At 70.5% G+C, this 17753-nt stretch carries 15 protein-coding genes; 10 read left to right on the top strand and 5 right to left on the bottom strand.

Annotation, left to right across the window (positions count from 1 at the left end):
- Positions 1 to 21: 21 nt before the first annotated feature.
- Positions 22 to 1128 carry a calcium:proton antiporter gene (locus OG978_RS04255; protein ID WP_326763871.1) on the top strand — a complete coding sequence of 369 codons (1107 nt, stop codon included), beginning with the start codon at positions 22 to 24 and terminating at the stop codon, positions 1126 to 1128.
- 65 nt (positions 1129 to 1193) lie between these two features.
- Here the strand turns inward: OG978_RS04255 and OG978_RS04250 are convergent, their stop codons facing one another.
- Complete coding sequence (locus tag OG978_RS04250; RefSeq protein ID WP_326763870.1) at positions 1194 to 3611, bottom strand: penicillin acylase family protein; 2418 nt, start codon at positions 3609 to 3611, stop codon at positions 1194 to 1196.
- Between the two features lie 150 nt (positions 3612 to 3761).
- Here OG978_RS04250 and OG978_RS04245 point away from each other — a divergent pair, with 150 nt between their 5' ends.
- On the top strand, positions 3762 to 5261 hold the full coding sequence (locus tag OG978_RS04245; RefSeq protein ID WP_326763869.1) for an acyl-CoA synthetase: 1500 nt from the start codon (positions 3762 to 3764) through the stop codon (positions 5259 to 5261).
- A gap of 24 nt (positions 5262 to 5285) precedes the next feature.
- On the opposite strand, the gene paaK is transcribed toward OG978_RS04245, so the two are convergent.
- Positions 5286 to 6575: a phenylacetate--CoA ligase PaaK gene (paaK, locus tag OG978_RS04240; RefSeq protein ID WP_326763868.1), complete on the bottom strand. Its 1290-nt coding sequence runs from the start codon at positions 6573 to 6575 to the stop codon at positions 5286 to 5288.
- Between the two features lie 172 nt (positions 6576 to 6747).
- Between paaK and OG978_RS04235 the strand changes: the two genes are divergently transcribed.
- A complete protein-coding gene (locus tag OG978_RS04235) occupies positions 6748 to 8271 on the top strand; it encodes an alpha/beta fold hydrolase (protein WP_326763867.1) in 1524 nt (507 codons plus the stop codon).
- A 26-nt stretch (positions 8272 to 8297) separates the two neighbouring features.
- Here OG978_RS04235 and OG978_RS04230 read toward each other — a convergent pair whose 3' ends face one another.
- A complete protein-coding gene (locus tag OG978_RS04230; RefSeq protein WP_326763866.1) occupies positions 8298 to 9926 on the bottom strand; it encodes an FAD-dependent oxidoreductase in 1629 nt (542 codons plus the stop codon).
- 267 nt (positions 9927 to 10193) lie between these two features.
- On the opposite strand from OG978_RS04230, the gene OG978_RS04225 reads away from it, so the two are divergent.
- The 7 genes from OG978_RS04225 (at position 10194) to OG978_RS04195 (ending at position 15499) form a co-directional block, all read left to right on the top strand.
- Positions 10194 to 11315 (top strand): SchA/CurD-like domain-containing protein, encoded by a 1122-nt coding sequence (locus OG978_RS04225; protein ID WP_326763865.1) that lies wholly within the window; start codon positions 10194 to 10196, stop codon positions 11313 to 11315.
- Positions 11316 to 11391: 76 nt separating this feature from the next.
- Complete coding sequence (locus OG978_RS04220) at positions 11392 to 11826, top strand: cupin domain-containing protein (protein WP_326763864.1); 435 nt, start codon at positions 11392 to 11394, stop codon at positions 11824 to 11826.
- Positions 11823 to 13091: a beta-ketoacyl-[acyl-carrier-protein] synthase family protein gene (locus OG978_RS04215; RefSeq protein ID WP_326763863.1), complete on the top strand. Its 1269-nt coding sequence runs from the start codon at positions 11823 to 11825 to the stop codon at positions 13089 to 13091. The genes OG978_RS04220 and OG978_RS04215 overlap by 4 nt, the downstream gene beginning before the upstream one ends.
- Positions 13088 to 14338, top strand: coding sequence for a ketosynthase chain-length factor (locus OG978_RS04210; RefSeq protein WP_326763862.1), 1251 nt, complete (start codon positions 13088 to 13090; stop codon positions 14336 to 14338). The genes OG978_RS04215 and OG978_RS04210 overlap by 4 nt, the downstream gene beginning before the upstream one ends.
- A 15-nt stretch (positions 14339 to 14353) precedes the next feature.
- Positions 14354 to 14611: an acyl carrier protein gene (locus OG978_RS04205; protein ID WP_326763861.1), complete on the top strand. Its 258-nt coding sequence runs from the start codon at positions 14354 to 14356 to the stop codon at positions 14609 to 14611.
- A gap of 1 nt (position 14612) precedes the next feature.
- On the top strand, positions 14613 to 15092 hold the full coding sequence (locus tag OG978_RS04200) for an SRPBCC family protein (RefSeq protein ID WP_326763860.1): 480 nt from the start codon (positions 14613 to 14615) through the stop codon (positions 15090 to 15092).
- 74 nt (positions 15093 to 15166) lie between these two features.
- Positions 15167 to 15499 (top strand): TcmI family type II polyketide cyclase, encoded by a 333-nt coding sequence (locus OG978_RS04195; protein ID WP_326763859.1) that lies wholly within the window; start codon positions 15167 to 15169, stop codon positions 15497 to 15499.
- Positions 15500 to 15569: 70 nt separating this feature from the next.
- On the opposite strand, the gene OG978_RS04190 is transcribed toward OG978_RS04195, so the two are convergent.
- Entirely contained in the window at positions 15570 to 16646 is a 1077-nt protein-coding gene (locus OG978_RS04190) for a methyltransferase (protein WP_326763858.1), read from the bottom strand.
- 35 nt (positions 16647 to 16681) lie between these two features.
- Positions 16682 to 17734, bottom strand: a complete 1053-nt coding sequence (locus tag OG978_RS04185; RefSeq protein WP_326763857.1) for a right-handed parallel beta-helix repeat-containing protein — start codon at positions 17732 to 17734, stop codon at positions 16682 to 16684.
- Between the last annotated feature and the right edge of the window lie 19 nt (positions 17735 to 17753).

Genomic DNA, 17753 nt, shown 5'->3' with positions numbered 1-17753 from the left:
GGCTCTGGCAGGGTGTGGCCCATGAACGCGCGCGCGACGGTCCGGTCACTGGCGACCCGGTGGACGGTGGCCGTGCCGATCGTCGCCGCGCTCGCGCTGGTCTTCAGCTGGGGACGGGAGCTGCCGGCGTTCGCCGTCGCCGTGGTCGCGCTCTGTCTCGCGGGCGCCGTTCTGGCCGCCGTGCACCACGCCGAGGTCATCGCCCACCGGGTCGGGGAACCGTTCGGCTCCCTCGTCCTGGCCGTCGCCGTCACCGTCATCGAAGTGGCCCTCATCGTCACCCTGATGGTGGACGGCGGCCCCAAGACGTCCGCGCTCGCCCGCGACACCGTGTTCGCCGCCGTGATGATCACCTGCAACGGCATCGTCGGACTGTCCCTGCTCCTGGGGGCCGTCCGTTCCCGCGTCGTCGTCTTCAACGCCGAAGGCTCCGGGGCCGCCCTCGCGACCGTCGCCACGCTCGCCACCCTCAGCCTGGTCCTGCCGACCTTCACCGTCGGCAAACCGGGCCCCGAATTCTCCACCGCCCAACTGGCCTTCGCGGCCGTCGCCTCACTCCTTCTGTACGGGCTGTTCGTCGCCGTACAGACGGTGCGGCACCGCGAGTACTTCCTGCCCCTCACACCCGAGGGCGCGCTCAAGCCGGACGAGCACCACGTGGTGCTGCCCGGCCGGGGCGCCACCGCGCTGAGCCTGGTGATGCTGCTGGTCGCGCTGGTCGCGGTCGTCGGCGACGCCAAGTCCGTCTCGCCGACCATCGAGTCCGGGGTGGAGGCGGCCGGGATGCCCCAGGCGGTGGTCGGTGTCGTCATCGCGCTGCTGGTGCTGCTGCCGGAGACCCTGGCGGCAGTGCGGGCCGCCCGTCGCGATCGTGTCCAGACCAGCCTCAACCTCGCCCTCGGCTCGGCGATGGCGAGCATCGGCCTGACCATCCCGGCCATCGCCCTCGCCTCGGTCTGGCTCGACGGACCGCTCCATCTCGGCCTCGGCGCCACCCATATGGTGCTCCTCGCACTCACCGTGATGGTCGGCGCGCTGACCGTCGTACCGGGACGGGCCACCCTGCTCCAGGGCGGCGTCCATCTGTCGATCTTCGCCGCGTTCGTCTTCCTCGCGATCAGCCCCTGATTCCTCCTGACCGGTCCCTGTCCGCCGCCCGCCGGGCGGACAGGGACCGATCGCACCGTGAGGAACTACCGGCGTTCGTGGACCCGCACGACCCGCAGTGCGGGCGAGCGCAGAATGTCCTTCTCGCAGAACCGGGACGTCACCCACCGCTCACCCGAGTACAGCTCGGTCTGGTCGCTGTAATACGGCGAACCCGGATTGGAGGACTGGGAGTACGTGAGCAGGGTGCGCGCCACCGGGCACCTGCTGCCGTTCCAGCCGACCGCCTGGATGTAGCTGGAGCCGGCCGGCACCTCCCGGTAGCCGCCGGCCGCCGTGTCCCACACCGGCTCCGTCTTGTTCCAGATGCCGAGCGACTCGGTACCGCCGCCGATCGGGATGCGCTTCCCGTTCCGTTCCACCGACTGGTGCCGCCCCAGCGGGTCGTCCAACGCGATTTTGGCCGCCCGCAGTTCGGCCACCGCGTCGGCGAGAGCCCTGGTGAGGCCGGGCGCCGAGGTGTTCAGCGTGTTGGGCGTACCGACCGGATCGGCGGGGGAGAAGGGCACCTTCCACAACTCGGTCTGCGGGACCGTGGCCGTCGCCCTGCGCCAGATCCGGTCGAAGAGCAGCGCGCCCCGACTCCCGGTGTCGACCTTCCGGTCCCAGCGCCTCAGCACCTCGCACGCCGCCGACACATCGACCGCCCTGCCGTCACTGCCGACCGCAGTGCCGCCGGGCAGCGCCGCGCACGCCCCCGCCAGATCCGCGGCGCCCAGATCACCGGCCGGTGCGCGGTTCGCGAACTGCTGGCCCTGCAGATCGGCCACGGTCAGCCGGCCCTTCGCCGCCATCGCGGACACATCCTCGATCGCGCCCCGGGTCCGCATCGAGCGGGGTGTGCCGATCGTGCCGAACACCCTCTCGTAGCCGGTCAGCGGCGCGTCCGCGTTCGTCAGCCAGGCGCTGTCGTTGGAGTTCTCCACGTACGGGGCGTCCTTCACGGTGGGCATCCGGCCCGGCCCGAAGATGCCCGGCTGCACGGCGTCCGGGTCCGACCCCAGTGCGCAGTCGCTCCTCGAACCGTCCAGCACCGCGAGCCCGGACGACGGATACGTCGCTTTGCCAAGCGGCGTGGAGCACTGTGCCGCGAGCTCGTCCGTGATCCTCGGCAGCACCTGCGACTGCGAGAAGAACGAGTGCCCGGACGAATCGGCGGCGATGGTGTTCACCCATGGCAGCCCCTGGGTACGGCGCAGCGCGGCCTGGATGTCCGCGGTGCTGCGCGCCCGGCTGAAACCGAGACCGGCGTCCGAGAAACGCAGATTCACGGCGTTCGGGTCATTGAGCGCGTACGCGGTCGTCGTCGTCCAGGGCAACGGCAGCCCGGCACCGAGCGAGGTGATCACCGGTCCGTACCGGGTCGACCACTGGGTGCGGGTCACGGTACCGCCGCCCTTCACCGCGACCGAGACCGTACGCTTCGTCATCCGCTCGGGCCTGCCGTCCACCAGATACACGGTCGGATCGGCCGGATCGAGGGTGAGCTGATGAAGGTTGAGCGGGACACCGGTGGCGACGGTGTGGCTCCATGCGATGTTCGCGTTGTGTCCGATCGAGACGATCGGCGCGCCGAGCAGCGAACCGCCCGCCACGTTCAGCTCGCCGGGAATCGTCTGCTGCGACTGCCAGAACCGCCGCCCGCCCTGCCACGGGTAGTGCGGATTGCCGAGCAGCAGGCCCCGCCCGTTCGCCGTCGTGTCCCCGCGGAACGCGACCGCGTTGGAGCCCATGTCCGCGTTCTGCGTCGACAGCAGCCGCCGGGCCGCGTCCGCCGCGTCGCCCGGCGACGGTACACCGGGCGTCCCCGCCGTGCCGGTGGGCGGCTGAGCGGCCGTGATGCCGTCGATGCCGCGCCCCTGACCGCCGAGCACCGAGAGCGCGTAGCCGCGCGTCACCACGTCCAGCGTCGTCACCGGCCGCACCCAGTCGGCGCCCCGGCAGGCCGGGTCGTCGATCCGGTTCTGCGCCAGCCACGCGTTGTAACCGGCCGCCCAGCCGCGCTCCAGCTCCCTGACGTCACGGCTCTGCCCGGCCGGCGCGGGCGCCTTCAGCAGCTTCTCCACGGTGCGGCTCTCGCGGACCCGGCGGAAGTAGAGATCGCTGGAGAGGTTCTTCGTCGCGGCGGAGAGCGAGCCGTCCGGAGCCGCGTCCGGACCGAAGTACCGGGACCGCTCGCCGCGCAGGGTCACGAAGCCGTCGGCGAGGGTGCACACCTGGTCGGCGGCCTGGGCCCAGCCGTTGCCGAAGCCCAGGCTCGCGTAGTCCTTCGCCAGGATGTGCGGGATGCCGTACTCGGTGTACCGGATCGTGGCGGACAGCCCGCCGCCCGACGGACGGTGGGAGCGCGAGCCGTCGGCCGAGGCGGGCGGCAACGACGCCGAAACGGTGAACAGCGCGAGGCCGGATATCGCAAGGAGTCTCAGACGGTTGCGGAGAGGCAACGGTCCTCCCAACTGTGCGGGTTCGAAAGGCGGTTACCCGAGGGTTCGAGTCGCCACGCGCAACTCAGCCAGCACCTCCGCACCCCTGTCAACATGCCCACCGGTATCCGGACCCTTGACCCCCGGGTTCCGGCCGCACAGGATCACGCCATGACAGGTGTACGGAGCAGCACAGTCGACGGAGTCCTGGCACGCAGCGCCCGGCGCGCCCCCGAGCGCACCGCCCTGCGGTACGCGGACAGGTCATGGACCTACGCGGAGCTCGACGCGGCCGTCGGTACCGCCGCCGCCGTCCTCGTCGGCGAGCACGGACTGCGCCCCGGTGACCGGGTGGCCTGCTACGCGCACAACTCCGACGCGTATCTGATCGGCTACCTCGGCTGTGCCCGCGCGGGCCTGGTCCATGTGCCGGTCAATCAGAACCTCACCGGCGACGACCTCACGTACATCCTGGAACAGTCCGGCAGCGCCCTCGTCCTCACCGACCCGGACCTCGCCGGCCGGATTCCGGCCGCGTTCCCCGTACGCCCGCTGCGCGACGCACCCGGCTCCCTCCTGGCGGCGACCGCCACCCCGCGCCCCTTCGCCCCGGAACGCGAACCGGCCGCGGGAGACCTCGTCCAGCTGCTCTACACCTCGGGCACCACCGCGCTGCCCAAGGGCGCGATGATGACCCACGGCGCACTCGTGCACGAGTACGTCAGCGCGATCACGGCGCTCGATCTGCGGGCCACCGACCGGCCCGTCCACTCGCTGCCGCTCTACCACTCCGCGCAGATGCACGTCTTCCTGCTGCCCTACCTCGCGGTCGGGGCACAGAACACCATCCTCGACGCACCCGACGCCGACCGGATCTTCGACCTCGTGGAGACGGGGCAGGCCGACAGCGTCTTCGCCCCGCCGACCGTCTGGATCGGCATCTCCCAGCACCCCGGTTTCACCACCCGCGAACTCGGCGGCCTGCGCAAGGCGTACTACGGCGCGTCGATCATGCCGGTACCCGTACTGGAACGGCTCCGCGAACGGCTGCCCGCGCTCGCCTTCTACAACTGCTTCGGACAGAGCGAGATCGGCCCGCTCGCCACCGTCCTCGGACCGGACGAGCACGAGGGCCGGATGGACTCCTGCGGCAGGCCGGTCCTCTTCGTCGAGGCCCGGGTCGTCGACAAGGACGACAAGGAGGTCCCCGACGGCACGGCCGGCGAAGTGGTCTACCGCTCGCCCCAGTTGTGCGAGGGCTACTGGGACAAGCCCGAGGAGACCGCCGAAGCCTTCCGCGACGGCTGGTTCCACTCCGGCGACCTCGCGGTGCGCGACTCCGAGGGTTTCTTCACCGTCGTCGACCGGGTGAAGGACGTCATCAACTCCGGCGGTGTCCTCGTCGCCTCCCGGCAGGTCGAGGACGCCCTCTACACCCACCCGGCCGTTGCCGAGGCCGCCGTCGTCGGACTGCCCGACGAGCGCTGGATCGAGGCCGTCACCGCCGTCGTGGTGCTGCGCGGGGACGCGACAGCGGCCGAACTCATCGACCACGCCCGCGAACGGCTCGCCCACTTCAAGGCCCCGAAGAAGATCCTCTTCGTGGACGAACTGCCGCGCAACGCCAGCGGGAAGATCCTCAAGCGGGAGCTGCGCGACCGGTTCGCGTAGCGGACCGCGTGCAGACCGAAGCCCTCAATGCCCGCCGCGCTCGTCCACGATCCGCCTGAATTTGCCGACCGACCTCTCCAGCGTCTCGGGATCGACGATCTCGACCCCGACCGACACCCCGATCCCGTCCTTGACGGCCGCCGTGATCGACGCCGCGGCCGCCGCCCGCTGCTCCGGGGTGGCCCCCGCCCGTGCCTCCGCCCGCACGGTCAGCGCGTCGAGGCGGCCCTCGCGGGTCAGCCGCAACTGGAAGTGCGGCGCCACCCCCGGCGTGCGCAGCACGATCTCCTCGATCTGGGTCGGGAAGAGGTTCACGCCGCGCAGGATCACCAGGTCGTCGCTGCGCCCGGTCACCTTCTCCATCCGCCGGAACACCCGGGCCGTGCCCGGCAGCAGCCGGGTCAGGTCCCGCGTCCGGTAGCGGATCACCGGCATGGCCTCCTTGGTGAGCGAGGTGAAGACCAGCTCGCCCTCCTCGCCCTCGGGCAGCACCTCACCGGTGAACGGATCGACGACCTCCGGATAGAAATGGTCCTCCCAGATGTGCAGCCCGTCCTTCGTCTCGACGCACTCCTGCGCCACACCGGGCCCCATCACCTCCGAAAGGCCGTAGATGTCGACGGCGTCGATCGCGAACCGCTCCTCGATCTCGCGCCGCATCTCCTCCGTCCACGGCTCGGCACCGAAGATCCCGACCTTGAGGGAGGTCGCACGCGGATCGACACCCTGCCGTTCGAACTCGTCGAGGAGCGTCAGCATGTAGGACGGGGTCACCATGATGATCTCGGGGCGGAAGTCCTGGATCAGCTGGACCTGGCGGGCCGTCATGCCTCCCGAGGCGGGTATGACCGTGCAGCCGAGCCGTTCCGCCCCGTAGTGCGCGCCGAGCCCACCGGTGAACAGCCCGTACCCGTACGCCACATGGACCTTCTGCCCGGGACGCCCGCCGGCGGCCCGGATGGAGCGGGCGACCACGTCGGCCCAGGTGTCCAGGTCCCGCTGGGTGTAGCCGACGACGGTCGGACGGCCCGTCGTCCCGCTGGACGCATGGATCCGCCGTACGCGCTCCTCGGGGACGGCGAACATGCCGAAGGGGTAGTTGTCCCGCAAGTCGGCCTTGGTCGTGAAAGGGAAACGGGCGAGATCGGCGAGCGTACGGCAGTCGTCCGGGCGCAGTCCGGCCTTGTCGAACGCGGCCCGGTAGTGGCCGACGTTCTCGTACGCGTGGTGCAGCGTGGCCCGCAGCCGCTCCAGCTGGAGTGCTTCCAGCGCGTCGCGACCCAGTCGTTCCGCCTCGTCCAGCAGAGACGTCATCCGGATCTCCCTCTTCCGAGCAGGCGACCGATCGTTCGGTCGATCTTTCGGTAGTAGTAATTCAGTATGTTCCGCCCCATGGCAAGAGGGGCGACGCAGCTCGTCCGCATCGTGGATACGCTCGTACCGAACATGGCTGCGCCACCCGTCCGGCGCTGTTTGGATGGCGTGCATGCCGATCTTCCACGCATACGACGGGACCGAACTCGCCTACCGCCTTCTGGGAAAGGGCGCACCGCTGATCTGTCTGCCCGGCGGGCCGATGCGGGCCGGTGCGTACCTGGGGGACCTCGGCGGGCTCTCCGCCCGCCGCCGGCTCGTGGTGCCGGATCCGCGCGGCACCGGGGACTCCGCGGTGCCGCACGATCCGTCGAGCTACCGCTGCGACCGGCTGGTCGACGACGTCGAGGCGCTGCGCGAACACCTCGGCGAGGAATGCATCGACCTGCTCGCCCACTCCGCCTCCGCCAACCTGGCCGCGCTCTACGCCGCCCGGTACCCGCAGCGGCTGCGTACGCTCACGCTCGTCACGCCCGGCACCCGGGCGGTAGGCATCGACGTCACCGACCAGGACTGGCGCGAGGCGAGCGAACTCCGGCGCGACGAGCCGTGGTACGCGGTCGCGCGGGCCGCCCTGGAAGACTTTCTGGCGGGTCGCGCTGCGGACCATGTCCGTTCCACTGTCGCGCCGTTCGCCTACGGGCGCTGGGACGAGGCCGCCCGTGCCCATGCCGCCGCCGGGCCCGAACAGGCCAACTCCGGTGCCGCCGCCTTCTATTACGAGGACGGCGCCTTCGACCCGGCCGCCACCGTCGCCGCACTGGCAGCGGTGACCGCACCGGTGCTCGTCCTCGCGGGGGAGTACGACGCGGGACCGACCCCGGACCGCGCCGCCGAACTGGTCGCGCTCTTCCCGAATGCCGAGTTCGTCGTGCAGCGCGGCGCCGCGCACTTCCCCTGGCTGGACGACCCGGGCGCCTTCGTCCGTACGGTGGAGGCCTTCCTCGACCCGGACGTACACAGCGTGCAGGCCGGTGGCACCCGGCTCGCCTACCGGGTGTGGGGCGATCCGTCGGCGCCGCCCGTCGTGCTCGCCCACGGCCGTTGCGGCGACAGCCGGACCTGGACCGGGATCGCCGAACGCCTCGCGGCCGAACACCGGGTGTACGCCTTCGACTTCCGGGGCCACGGACTCAGCGACTGGCCCGGCCGCTACTCCTTCGAGCTGTTCCGGGACGATCTGCATGCCTTCCTGGAGGCCCGCAACCTGGCGGGGGCCACCGTGGTGGGGCACTCCATGGGCGCCGCTGCCGCCTGTCTGCTCGCCGAACGGGAACCCGGGCTGATCGGCAGGCTCGTCCTGGAGGAGGTGCCGCCACCGTTTCCGCTCGATCCGCCGCGCGGCCCGGCCGAACGGCCCGACGGGGAGCTGGACTTCGACTGGCCGCTGGTCCCGTCGACCGATGCCCAGCTGAACGAACCGGACCCGGCCTGGCGGGAACGCCTCGGGGAGATCGCCGCACCGACCCTTGTCATCGGCGGCGGCCCCACCAGCCAGATCGCCCAGGAGAGACTGGTCTGGGTGGCGGGGCGGATACCCGGCGGCCGGTTCGTCACCATCGACGCCGGACACCTCGTCCACATCGAGCGGCCGGATGAATTCCTCGCGAAATTAAGGGCGTTCGGACTGTCCTGAGTCCGTCGCGGGCTCCGGCGGCGGGGTCAGGAACGGTGCAGCAGGGAGGTCAGGACCTCGTGGAGGGTGCTCTCGGCATCCGCCGCGGGGCCCGTCGACCGCCAGGCCACGAAGCCGTCGGGACGCACCAGCACGGCGCCTTCGGACGTCGTCCCGTGGACCTCGGCCCAGTCCACGCCGTTCTCCGGCTCCAGATCGGCGCCGGCGCCGATGCCGTACGCCTGGAGCCGTACCGAGAGCCGGTCGGCGACCCGCGCCGCCGCCCGGCGCCACGCCACGTCCTCACCGTCCGTGAGCAGCACCAGCGTCTGCTCGTACAGATCGAGTGTGGACTTGCGCTCGCCGCCCTGACGGACCCACAGATGCGGCGCACGGCTGCCTGGTTCACCGCTCAACTGCACCCCCTGTGGCACCACCGGCTGCTCGGGGTCGGTGCCCAGCACCGCGCCGCGGACGTAGCGGTAGCACAGCGCCACGCTGAGCATTCCGCCCTGCTTTCCGCCGCCCACGCCCGGAGCCGCGGAGTATCCCGGGTGACTGTGCTCGCTGGAGCGCGCCGATGCCCGTACGCTCGTCGCCCGTGCCACCGGCAGCCGCTCCGCCTCGTACGTGTCCAGCAGGCCGGGGCCCGCCTCGCCCTTCAGTACGGTGGCGAGCTTCCAGGCCAGGTTGTGCGCGTCCTGGATACCGGTGTTGGAGCCGAACGCCCCGGTGGGGGACATTTCGTGCGCCGAGTCACCGGCGAGGAAGACCCGTCCGGAGGAGTACCGCTCGGCGACCCGCTCCGCGGCGTGCCACGGCGCCTTGCCGGTGATCTCGATGTCGATGTCCGGGGCGCCGACCGCCGTACGGATGTGCTCGGCACACCGCTCGTTCGTGAAGTCCTCCAGGGTTTCCCCGAGTTGGGGCTGCCACGGCGCGTGGAACACCCACTCCTTCTTGTTGTCGACCGGCAACAGGGCACCGTCCGCTGCGGGGTTGGTCAGATAGCAGACGATGAAGCGCCGGTCGCCCAGCACATCGGCGAGCTTCCGGGAGCGGAAGGTGATGCTGACGTTGTGGAACAGGTCACCGGGGCCCGTACGGTCGATGCGCAGCTGGTCGCGGATGGGGCTGCGCGGCCCGTCGGCCGCGATGAGGTAGTCCGCGCGCACACTGATGTGCTCGCCGGTCTCCCGGTTCTTCAGCGCCGCGTCCACCCCTGACGAGTCCTGGTCGAAGCTCTGCATCTCGGTGGAGAACCGCAGGTCACCGCCCTGTTCCCGGGCCCGCTTCACCAGCACGGGCTCCAGGTCGTTCTGGCTGCACAGGCACCAGCCGGTCGGACTGAAACGGGCGATCCCGCCACCCGGGTCGATCTCCTTGAACAGCCACTCCTGGTCGTCCCCGGTGAGCGAACCGGCTTGCAGGATCCCGTGGTTGTCGGCGAGGACCGAAGCCGCCTGCCGGATGCCCGCCTCGGCACCCGCCGTGCGGAACACCTCCATCGTGCGGACGTTGTTGCCGCGGCCGCGCGGGTGTGTCGAGGTGGACCGGTGTTTCTCGACCAGCAGGTGCTCGATACCGAGCCGGCCGAGGAAAAGTGAGGCGGACAGGCCCACCAGGGAGCCGCCCACGATGAGGACCGGTACGCGAATGTCGACGCTCTCGTTCATCAGTTGCTCCAGCTCGGACGCCGTTCGGATGCATTGTTCAATGCCCTGGTGAGAGCGGTTCGGACGCCCGCTCACCTGAACGGTTCATAAATCTCGCGCCACCCGGACCAGCGTTTCACGATCGGTCACGGAGACGACGCCCGCGGCCTCGGGGGCGGACCATTCACATCCGCCGGGAGAGTCCCCGCTCCGAATCCACTCGCCAACCGACGGTTGACGGCCTGCCACCCGGCTCGACCACGAAACCGTCTCGAAGGAGATCGAAAGATGACCACCACCCTCTCGGAACGGATCTCCCAGTCCGCCTTCGACGGATCCCGGCTGCGCGTCGTGCTGCTGCTGGACCTCTACGACGGGGCCCAGAAGGAGTTCCTGGAGGCGTACGAGCACCTGCGCAATCAGGTGGCGTCCGTCCCCGGGCACATCAGTGACCAGCTGTGCCAGTCCATCGAGAACCCCTCCCAGTGGCTGATCACCAGCGAATGGGACAGCGCACCGCCGTTCCTCGCCTGGGTGAACAGCGAGGAGCACGTCGCTACGGTCCAACCGCTGCACAACTGCGTGCGTGACACCCGGTCGCTGCGCTTCAGCGTCCTGCGGGAGACCGGGAAGGCCTTCGAGATGGCGCCCGAGCCTGCCAAGGGCCGCCTCCAGGCGTCCCCGCGCCTGGGCGACGGGGTGGTGCGCCACGCGCTCACCTTCACCGTCAAGCCGGGCACCGAGGACATCGTGGCGAAGATCCTGGCCGACTACGATTCCCCCAACGCACGGGTCGACGAGGACACCCGACTGCGCCGCACTTCGCTCTTCATGCACGGAAACCGCGTCGTGCGGGCCGTCGAGGTCGAGGGCGACCTTCTCGCCGCCCTGCGTCACGTCGCCCGGCAGCCCGAGGTCAGGGCCGTCGAAGAGGCGATCAACCCGTATCTGGAGCAGGACCGGGACCTCAGCGACCCGGACTCCGCCCGGATGTTCTTCACCAGGGCGGCGCTCCCCACCGTCCACCACGTGACCGCCGGACGGCACAAGGCCGAGGACATCCGCCGGCACGCACTCTTCTACCAGGCCAAGGAGGGCTGCGGCATGTCACTCGCCCGCCTCCTGGCCGAGCACGACGAGGAGGCGGCCGACGACCCGGCGAGCATCATCGACAGCAGCACCATCTTCCAGCGCGACGACGTGGTCGTCCGCCTCCTCGAAGCGGTCGAACCCATCGACGCGAAGCCTGCCCAGGCGGTGGGCATCGACGGCCCCGGCAAGGTGGCCAGGCTCGGGCGCCTCCTCGACGGCGGCACCAGCGCCGTGCCCATGGACGATCAGGGCATCTCGCGCTTCCTCAACCAGTCCGAGATGACCCTGATCACAGATCGGCGGGCTATGGAGTCCTGAACCGCGCATCCGCACCCTGGGGGGTTCTCGCTCAACCCGTCAACACAACGCGCAATGCGCCAGGAGGAAAGCAGTCATGACCATGCACCGGCCACGCATCGTGGACCTCAGTGAGACGCAGCCCAACCGCAGGCGCGGAGGCGACCTTCGCGCCATGCTCACGCCGACAGCGGTGGGAGCCACCAGCGGCTTCATGGGACTGGCGATCGTTCAGCCCGGAGACCGCATCGGCGAGCACTACCACCCGTACTCCGAGGAGTTCGTGTACGTCGTGAACGGTCTGCTGGAAGTGGATCTGGACGGTGAACCGCACCGGATGCGGCCCGACCAGGGTCTGCTGATCCCGCCCCATGTACGCCACCGATTCCGCAACGTGGGCGACGTCGAGGCGCGCATGGTCTTCCACCTCGGCCCGCTCGCCCCGCGACCGGAGCTCGGCCACGTCGACACCGAGCACACCGAATCCTCCGACCGCGTCGCACCTCCGGAACGAACGGAGGCCGCCTCGTGACCCGCCGCGTGGCGGTCACCGGCGTCGGCGTCGTCGCCCCCGGCGGCATCGGCGCACCAGCCTTCTGGGACCTCCTCGCGAACGGACGCACCGCAACCAGGGGCATCACGCTCTTCGACCCGGCCGGCTTCCGCTCCCGTATCGCCGCCGAGTGCGACTTCGACCCGGCGGCGCACGGACTGGACGCCGACACCGTCGACCGGTCGGACCGCTACATCCAGTTCGCGATGGTGGCCGCCAGGGAGGCCCTCGGCGACGCGGGACTCGACCCGGAGAAGCTGGACCCCTGGCGCATGGGGGTGTCGCTGGGCACCGCGGTCGGCGGCACCACCCGACTGGAGCACGACTACGTCGCCGTCAGCGGGAGCGGTGCCCGCTGGGACGTCGACCACCGGCCGGCCGGGCCCCACCTGGAGCGGGCCTTCTCACCCAGCTCCCTGGCCTCGGCGGTGGCCGAGCAGGTCGGTGCGCACGGCCCGGTGCAGACCGTCTCCACGGGCTGCACCTCCGGCCTCGACGCGATCGGGTACGCCTTCCAGTCCATCGAGGAGGGCCGCGTCGATGTGTGCATCGCCGGGGCGTCCGACTCACCGATCACCCCGATCACAGTGGCGTGCTTCGACGCGATCAAGGCCACCTCGGCGAACAACGACGACCCGGAGCACGCCTCCCGGCCGTTCGACGCGCGCCGCGACGGCTTCGTCATGGGTGAGGGCGGAGCGGTCCTGGTCCTGGAGGAGCTGGAACACGCCCGTGCCCGCGGTGCCACCGTGTACTGCGAGATCGCGGGCTACGCCACCTTCGGCAACGCCTACCACATGACCGGGCTGACCCCCGAGGGCCTGGAGATGGCCGAGGCCATCAACCGGGCGCTGGGCCACGCCCGCATGGACGGCTCGCAGATCGACTACGTCAACGCGCACGGCTCGGGCACCAAGCAGAACGACCGGCACGAGACGGCCGCCGTGAAGCGGGCACTGGGCGCGCACGCCTTCGACGTCCCGATGAGTTCGATCAAGTCCATGGTCGGCCACTCGCTGGGGGCCATCGGCGCGATAGAAATCGCGGCCTGCGTACTGGCCCTGGAGCACCAGACGGTGCCGCCGACGGCGAACTACGAGACCCCCGACCCCGAGTGCGACCTCGACTACGTGCCGCGCACCGCACGCCCCATGAAGCTGCGCAGCGTCCTCTCGGTGGGCAGCGGGTTCGGCGGCTTCCAGTCCGCGGTGGCCCTGACGCGAACAGGTGGGAGGACACCATGAGAACCCGCAAAGCCCGGCGCACCGTCGTCACCGGCATCGGTGTGGTCGCACCCAACGGCACCAACACCGAGGCCTTCTGGAAGTGGACGCACGACGGAATGAGCGTCCTGGACCGGATCACCCGCGAGGGCTGCGAACACCTGCCCCTGCGGGTCGCGGGCGAGGTGCGGGGATTCGAGCCGGCCGAGCTGATCGAGGAGCGTTTCCTCGTCCAGACCGACCGGTTCACGCACTTCGCGATGGCCGCCGCGGACATCGCGCTGGACGATGCCCGGCTCGGCCGCGCCGACTACGAGGATTCACCCTTCGACGTCGGCGTGGTGACCGCAGCAGGGTCCGGCGGCGGCGAATTCGGCCAGCGTGAACTCCAGCGGTTGTGGGGACAGGGCTCCACCTACGTGGGTCCGTACCAGTCCATCGCCTGGTTCTACGCTGCCAGCACCGGCCAGATCTCGATCCGCGGCGGCTTCAAGGGGCCGTGCGCGGTCGTGGCCAGCGACGAGGCCGGCGGTCTGGACGCGCTGGCGCATGCCGCCCGTTCGATCCGCGGCGGCACCGAGGCGGTGGTGGTCGGCGCGGCCGAGGCCCCGCTGGCGCCCTACTCGGTCGTCTGCCAGCTCGGGTACGCGGACCTGAGCACCGTCGAGGACCCCACCTGCGCCTACCGGCCGTTCACCTCGGACGCCTGCGGCTTCGTGCCGGCCGAGGGCGGCGCCATGCTGGTGGTCGAGGAGGAGCAGTCGGCGCGGCGGCGCGGCGCCAACGTGCGGGCCGAACTGGCCGGGCACGCCGCCACGTTCACCGGAGCGGCCAGGTGGGAGGAGTCCCGGGAGGGCCTCGCCCAGGCGATCATCGGCGCGCTGCGGGAGGCCGACTGCGCGCCCGACGAGATCGACGTGGTCTTCGCGGACGCCCTCGGCGTACCCGCGGCCGACCGCGCCGAGGCGCTGGCGATCGCCGACGCCCTCGGCGCGCACGGCAAGCGGGTTCCGGTGACGGCGCCCAAGACCGGTATCGGGCGCGCCTACTGCGGTGCACCGGTGCTGGACGCGGCCGCCGCGGTGCTCTCCATGGAGAACGCGCTCATACCGCCCACCCCGAACGTCTACGAGGTGTGCCACGACCTCGACGTGGTCACCGGCAGCGCCCGCCCCGCCGAACTGCGGACGGCGCTGGTGCTCAGCCGCGGGCTCATGGGCTCGAACGCAGCGATGGTGCTGCGGCGCTCCGCCGACCCCCAATCGTGAGAAGGAGAAGTCCTCATGACCGACCGACTGACCTACACGGAACTCGCCGTCCTGATGAAGAAGGGCGCCGGAGTCACCGTCGACCCGCGCGACATGGAGCAGCGCCCCAGCTCGGCTTTCGACGAGTACGGCCTCGACTCGCTGGGCCTCCTCGGCATCGTGGGTGTGCTGGAGAACCGGCACGGCCGGGCGCTGCCGGCCGAGGCCGACCGTTGCAAGACCCCCCAGGAATTCCTCGACCTCGTCAACAACAGCCTCATGACAGGAGCCTGACGTGCCCGGACACACCGAGAACGAGATCACCATCGCCGCCCCCCTGGACCTGGTCTGGGACGTGACGAACGACCTGGAGAACTGGCCGCGGCTGTTCAGCGAGTACGCCGCGGTCGAGATCATCGAAAGGGACGGCGACAGCACGACGTTCCGTCTGACGATGCACCCCGACGAGAACGACAAGGTGTGGAGCTGGGTCTCCGAGCGGACCGTGGACCGTGCCGGGCGCACGGTCCACGCCCGTCGTGTGGAGCCCGGCCCGTTCCAGCACATGAACATCCGGTGGGAGTACTCCGCGGTTCCCGGCGGCACGAAGATGCACTGGACCCAGGACTTCGCGATGCGTCCCGACGCACCCGTCGACGACGCCTGGATGACCGACAACATCAACCGCAACTCCAAGGTCCAGATGGAGCTGATCCGGGACAAGATCGAGCAGCGCGACCGGGAGCGCCGCACCGCCTCGGTCGGGGCCAACTGACCCGCCATCCGCCCACGGCTCGGCACCCGGCCCAGGGCCGGGTGCCGAGCCGGGAACCAGAAAGGCATCTCCCGATGCACCACGCTCTGATCGTCGCCCGGATGGCACCGGGTTCGGCGCCGGACATCGCCGATCTGTTCGCAGCCTCCGACAGCGGCGAACTGCCGCACCTCGTCGGCGTCACCCGGCGCAAGCTCTTCCAGTTCGGCGACGTGTATCTGCACCTGATCGAATCGGAGCGCCCGCCGGGCCCCGAGATCGCGAAGGTGACCGAGCACCCGGAGTTCAAGGACATCAGCGACAAGCTCACCGCCTATGTCAGCGCGTACGACCCGCAGACCTGGCGTAGTCCCAAGGACGCCATGGCCCACGAGTTCTACCGGTGGGAGCGCGGCACCCCCGCTTGAGACGGAAGAGCGCCCCGGGCCCGGCCTTTCGGCCGGGCCCGGGGCGCTCTGTGTGCTGGGGAAGGGGAGGTCAGTCGGGGACCACGCACTCGAACGCGTGGAGGTAGGGGTTGACCGCGACGACCTCGCCGATCAGCAGCCCGGCGTCCGAGATCCGGGTGACCAGGCTCTCCCTGGTGTGCTTCGCGCCGCCGACGTTGAGGAGCAGCAGCAGGTCCATCGCGGTGGTGAACCGCATCGAGGGGGTGTCGTCGACGAGGTTCTCGATGACGACGACCCTGGCTCCCGGCCGGGCCGCCGCGACTACATTGCGCAGCGTCCGGCGGGTGCTGTCGTCGTCCCACTCCAGGATGTTCTTGATGATGTAGAGATCGGCCTCGACGGGGATGGCCTCACGGCAGTCCCCGGCGACGATCCGGGTCCGGTCGACGAGCGCGCCCTCGTCCCGCAGCCGCGCGTCGGCCCGGGCCACCACGCCCGGCAGGTCCATCAGGGTGCCGTGGAGCGACGGGTGCTTCTCCAGCAGGCTCGCCAGTACGTGCCCCTGGCCGCCGCCGATGTCGACGACCGAGGACACCCCGGTGAGGTCCAGGAGTTCGGCCACGTCCAGCGCGGACTGCATGCTGGAGGTGGTCATCGCACGGTTGAAGACCTGCGCGGACTCGTGGGCGTCCTGGTGGAGGTAGTCGAAGAACCCCTTGCCGTGCACGTCCGCGAAGACGCTCTTGCCGGTGCGTACCGCGTCGTCGAGGTGCGGCCAGACGTCCCAGGTCCAGGGCTCGGTGCACCACAGCGAGATGTACCGCAGGCTGTTGGGGTCGTCCTCGCGCAGCAGGCGTGACATCTCCGTGTGGGCGAACTGCCCGTCCGGGGTCTCGGTGAAGATCCCGTAGCAGGACAGGGCGCGCAGCAGCCGCCGCAGCGGCGCCGGCTCGGCCTTCACCAGTGCCGCGAGTTCCTGCGCCGTCGCGGGCGTCTCGCCCAGCGCGTCGGCGACGCCCAGGCGGGCGGCGGCGCGCACGGCGGCGGCCCTGGCCGCGCCGAAGACGAGCTCACGCAGCTGCATGGCCGGCTGCGGGGGAGTGACGGGGTGCGGGAGGGCGGCGTGTGCGGGGGAGGGTGTGGGGGTGGGGCTCACAGTGGTCATGCTGTTTCGCTTCTCCTCGTGCGGGGGTGCATCGGTCAGCACATACCGGCCGGTGCGGACTTGGCGCAGACGTTGTCGGTGAAGGAGTTGCCCTTACCGGTGTCCCCGTTGGCGAGGTCGGCCGGCTTGTTGCCGAGCACGACGTTGCCGCTGATGGTGTTGCCGGTGTTCTTCATGCCCACGAAGCTCTTGAACAGGACGACACCGCCGGACATCGGGCTGGCGCCGGAGTTGTCGCGGACCGTGTTCGAGCGCACCTTGGTGTCCGCGGCGCCGGTGAGCACGATGCCGGAGCCCTGGAGGGCCGGCAGCCGTTCGGTCGCGGAGCAGAACTTGTTGTTGCCGGTGATCGCGTTGGACTTGATCGTCATGGCGCCGGCCTGCGGCTTTCCTTCGTCGCCCACGACGAACACACCGGTGCAGTTGCCGGTGACGGTGTTGTCGTGGACCGACAGGTTCCGAACCCGCCTGGCGGTGAATCCGATCCGGTTGTCCGTCAGCGTGTTGTCCCGGGCCTCGGTGCCCCGGGTGTCGGTGGCGCCGCCCTCCTCGTCGATGGTGTTCGCGATGAAGATGCCCGCGTCGCCGTTGGCACGGGCGGTGTTGCCGGTGAACGCACCGCGGGTGGAGCGCTCCTGGGCGATGCCCCAGACACCGTTGTGCTCGGAGGTGACCCGGCGGACGGTCAGCCGGTCGGTCCGGGAGGCCCAGACGCCGTTCTTCTTGAACCCGGAGACGGTCAGCGATTCGACGCGGACGCCGTCCACGGTCTGGCCCGCCCGGCCCTGGACACAGATACCGTTGCCGGCCTTCGCGCAGGCGTCGGCGGCCTTCGCGCCCGGCCGCAGCACGGTCCGGCTGCCGGAGCCGCGCAGGGTCAGGCCGGGCTTGGTGACCAGGACGCTCTCCCGGTACGTGCCGGGCAGTACGACGACGGTGTCACCCGGCTGGGCGGCGTCCACCGCTTTCTGGATCGACTCGCCCGGACGGACCTCGTGCGAGCCCGTGGCCGAGGCGGAGGACATTCCGCACCCCGAGGCCGAGAGGACCGCGACCGTGACAAGGACCTTGATGTTTCGTTTCTTCATGAGCCGAAGCTATGGGCGA

Source organism: Streptomyces sp. NBC_01591 (genome assembly GCF_035918155.1).
Lineage (GTDB): Bacteria > Actinomycetota > Actinomycetes > Streptomycetales > Streptomycetaceae > Streptomyces.
The sequence above is the reverse complement of the archived record's forward strand: the minus strand, read 5'-3'. Positions and strand labels throughout refer to the sequence as shown.

What these genes read in the sequence shown, in the direction of transcription:
- OG978_RS04255 (WP_326763871.1), top strand. Translation starts at nt 22, where the DNA reads ATGAACGCGCGCGCGACGGTCCGGTCACTGGCGACCCGGTGGACGGTG.
- OG978_RS04245 (WP_326763869.1), top strand. Translation starts at nt 3,762, where the DNA reads ATGACAGGTGTACGGAGCAGCACAGTCGACGGAGTCCTGGCACGCAGC.
- paaK (WP_326763868.1), bottom strand. Translation starts at nt 6,575, where the DNA reads ATGACGTCTCTGCTGGACGAGGCGGAACGACTGGGTCGCGACGCGCTG.
- OG978_RS04235 (WP_326763867.1), top strand. Translation starts at nt 6,748, where the DNA reads ATGCCGATCTTCCACGCATACGACGGGACCGAACTCGCCTACCGCCTT.
- OG978_RS04230 (WP_326763866.1), bottom strand. Translation starts at nt 9,926, where the DNA reads ATGAACGAGAGCGTCGACATTCGCGTACCGGTCCTCATCGTGGGCGGC.
- OG978_RS04225 (WP_326763865.1), top strand. Translation starts at nt 10,194, where the DNA reads ATGACCACCACCCTCTCGGAACGGATCTCCCAGTCCGCCTTCGACGGA.
- OG978_RS04220 (WP_326763864.1), top strand. Translation starts at nt 11,392, where the DNA reads ATGACCATGCACCGGCCACGCATCGTGGACCTCAGTGAGACGCAGCCC.
- OG978_RS04210 (WP_326763862.1), top strand. Translation starts at nt 13,088, where the DNA reads ATGAGAACCCGCAAAGCCCGGCGCACCGTCGTCACCGGCATCGGTGTG.
- OG978_RS04205 (WP_326763861.1), top strand. Translation starts at nt 14,354, where the DNA reads ATGACCGACCGACTGACCTACACGGAACTCGCCGTCCTGATGAAGAAG.
- OG978_RS04195 (WP_326763859.1), top strand. Translation starts at nt 15,167, where the DNA reads ATGCACCACGCTCTGATCGTCGCCCGGATGGCACCGGGTTCGGCGCCG.
- OG978_RS04190 (WP_326763858.1), bottom strand. Translation starts at nt 16,646, where the DNA reads ATGACCACTGTGAGCCCCACCCCCACACCCTCCCCCGCACACGCCGCC.
- OG978_RS04185 (WP_326763857.1), bottom strand. Translation starts at nt 17,734, where the DNA reads ATGAAGAAACGAAACATCAAGGTCCTTGTCACGGTCGCGGTCCTCTCG.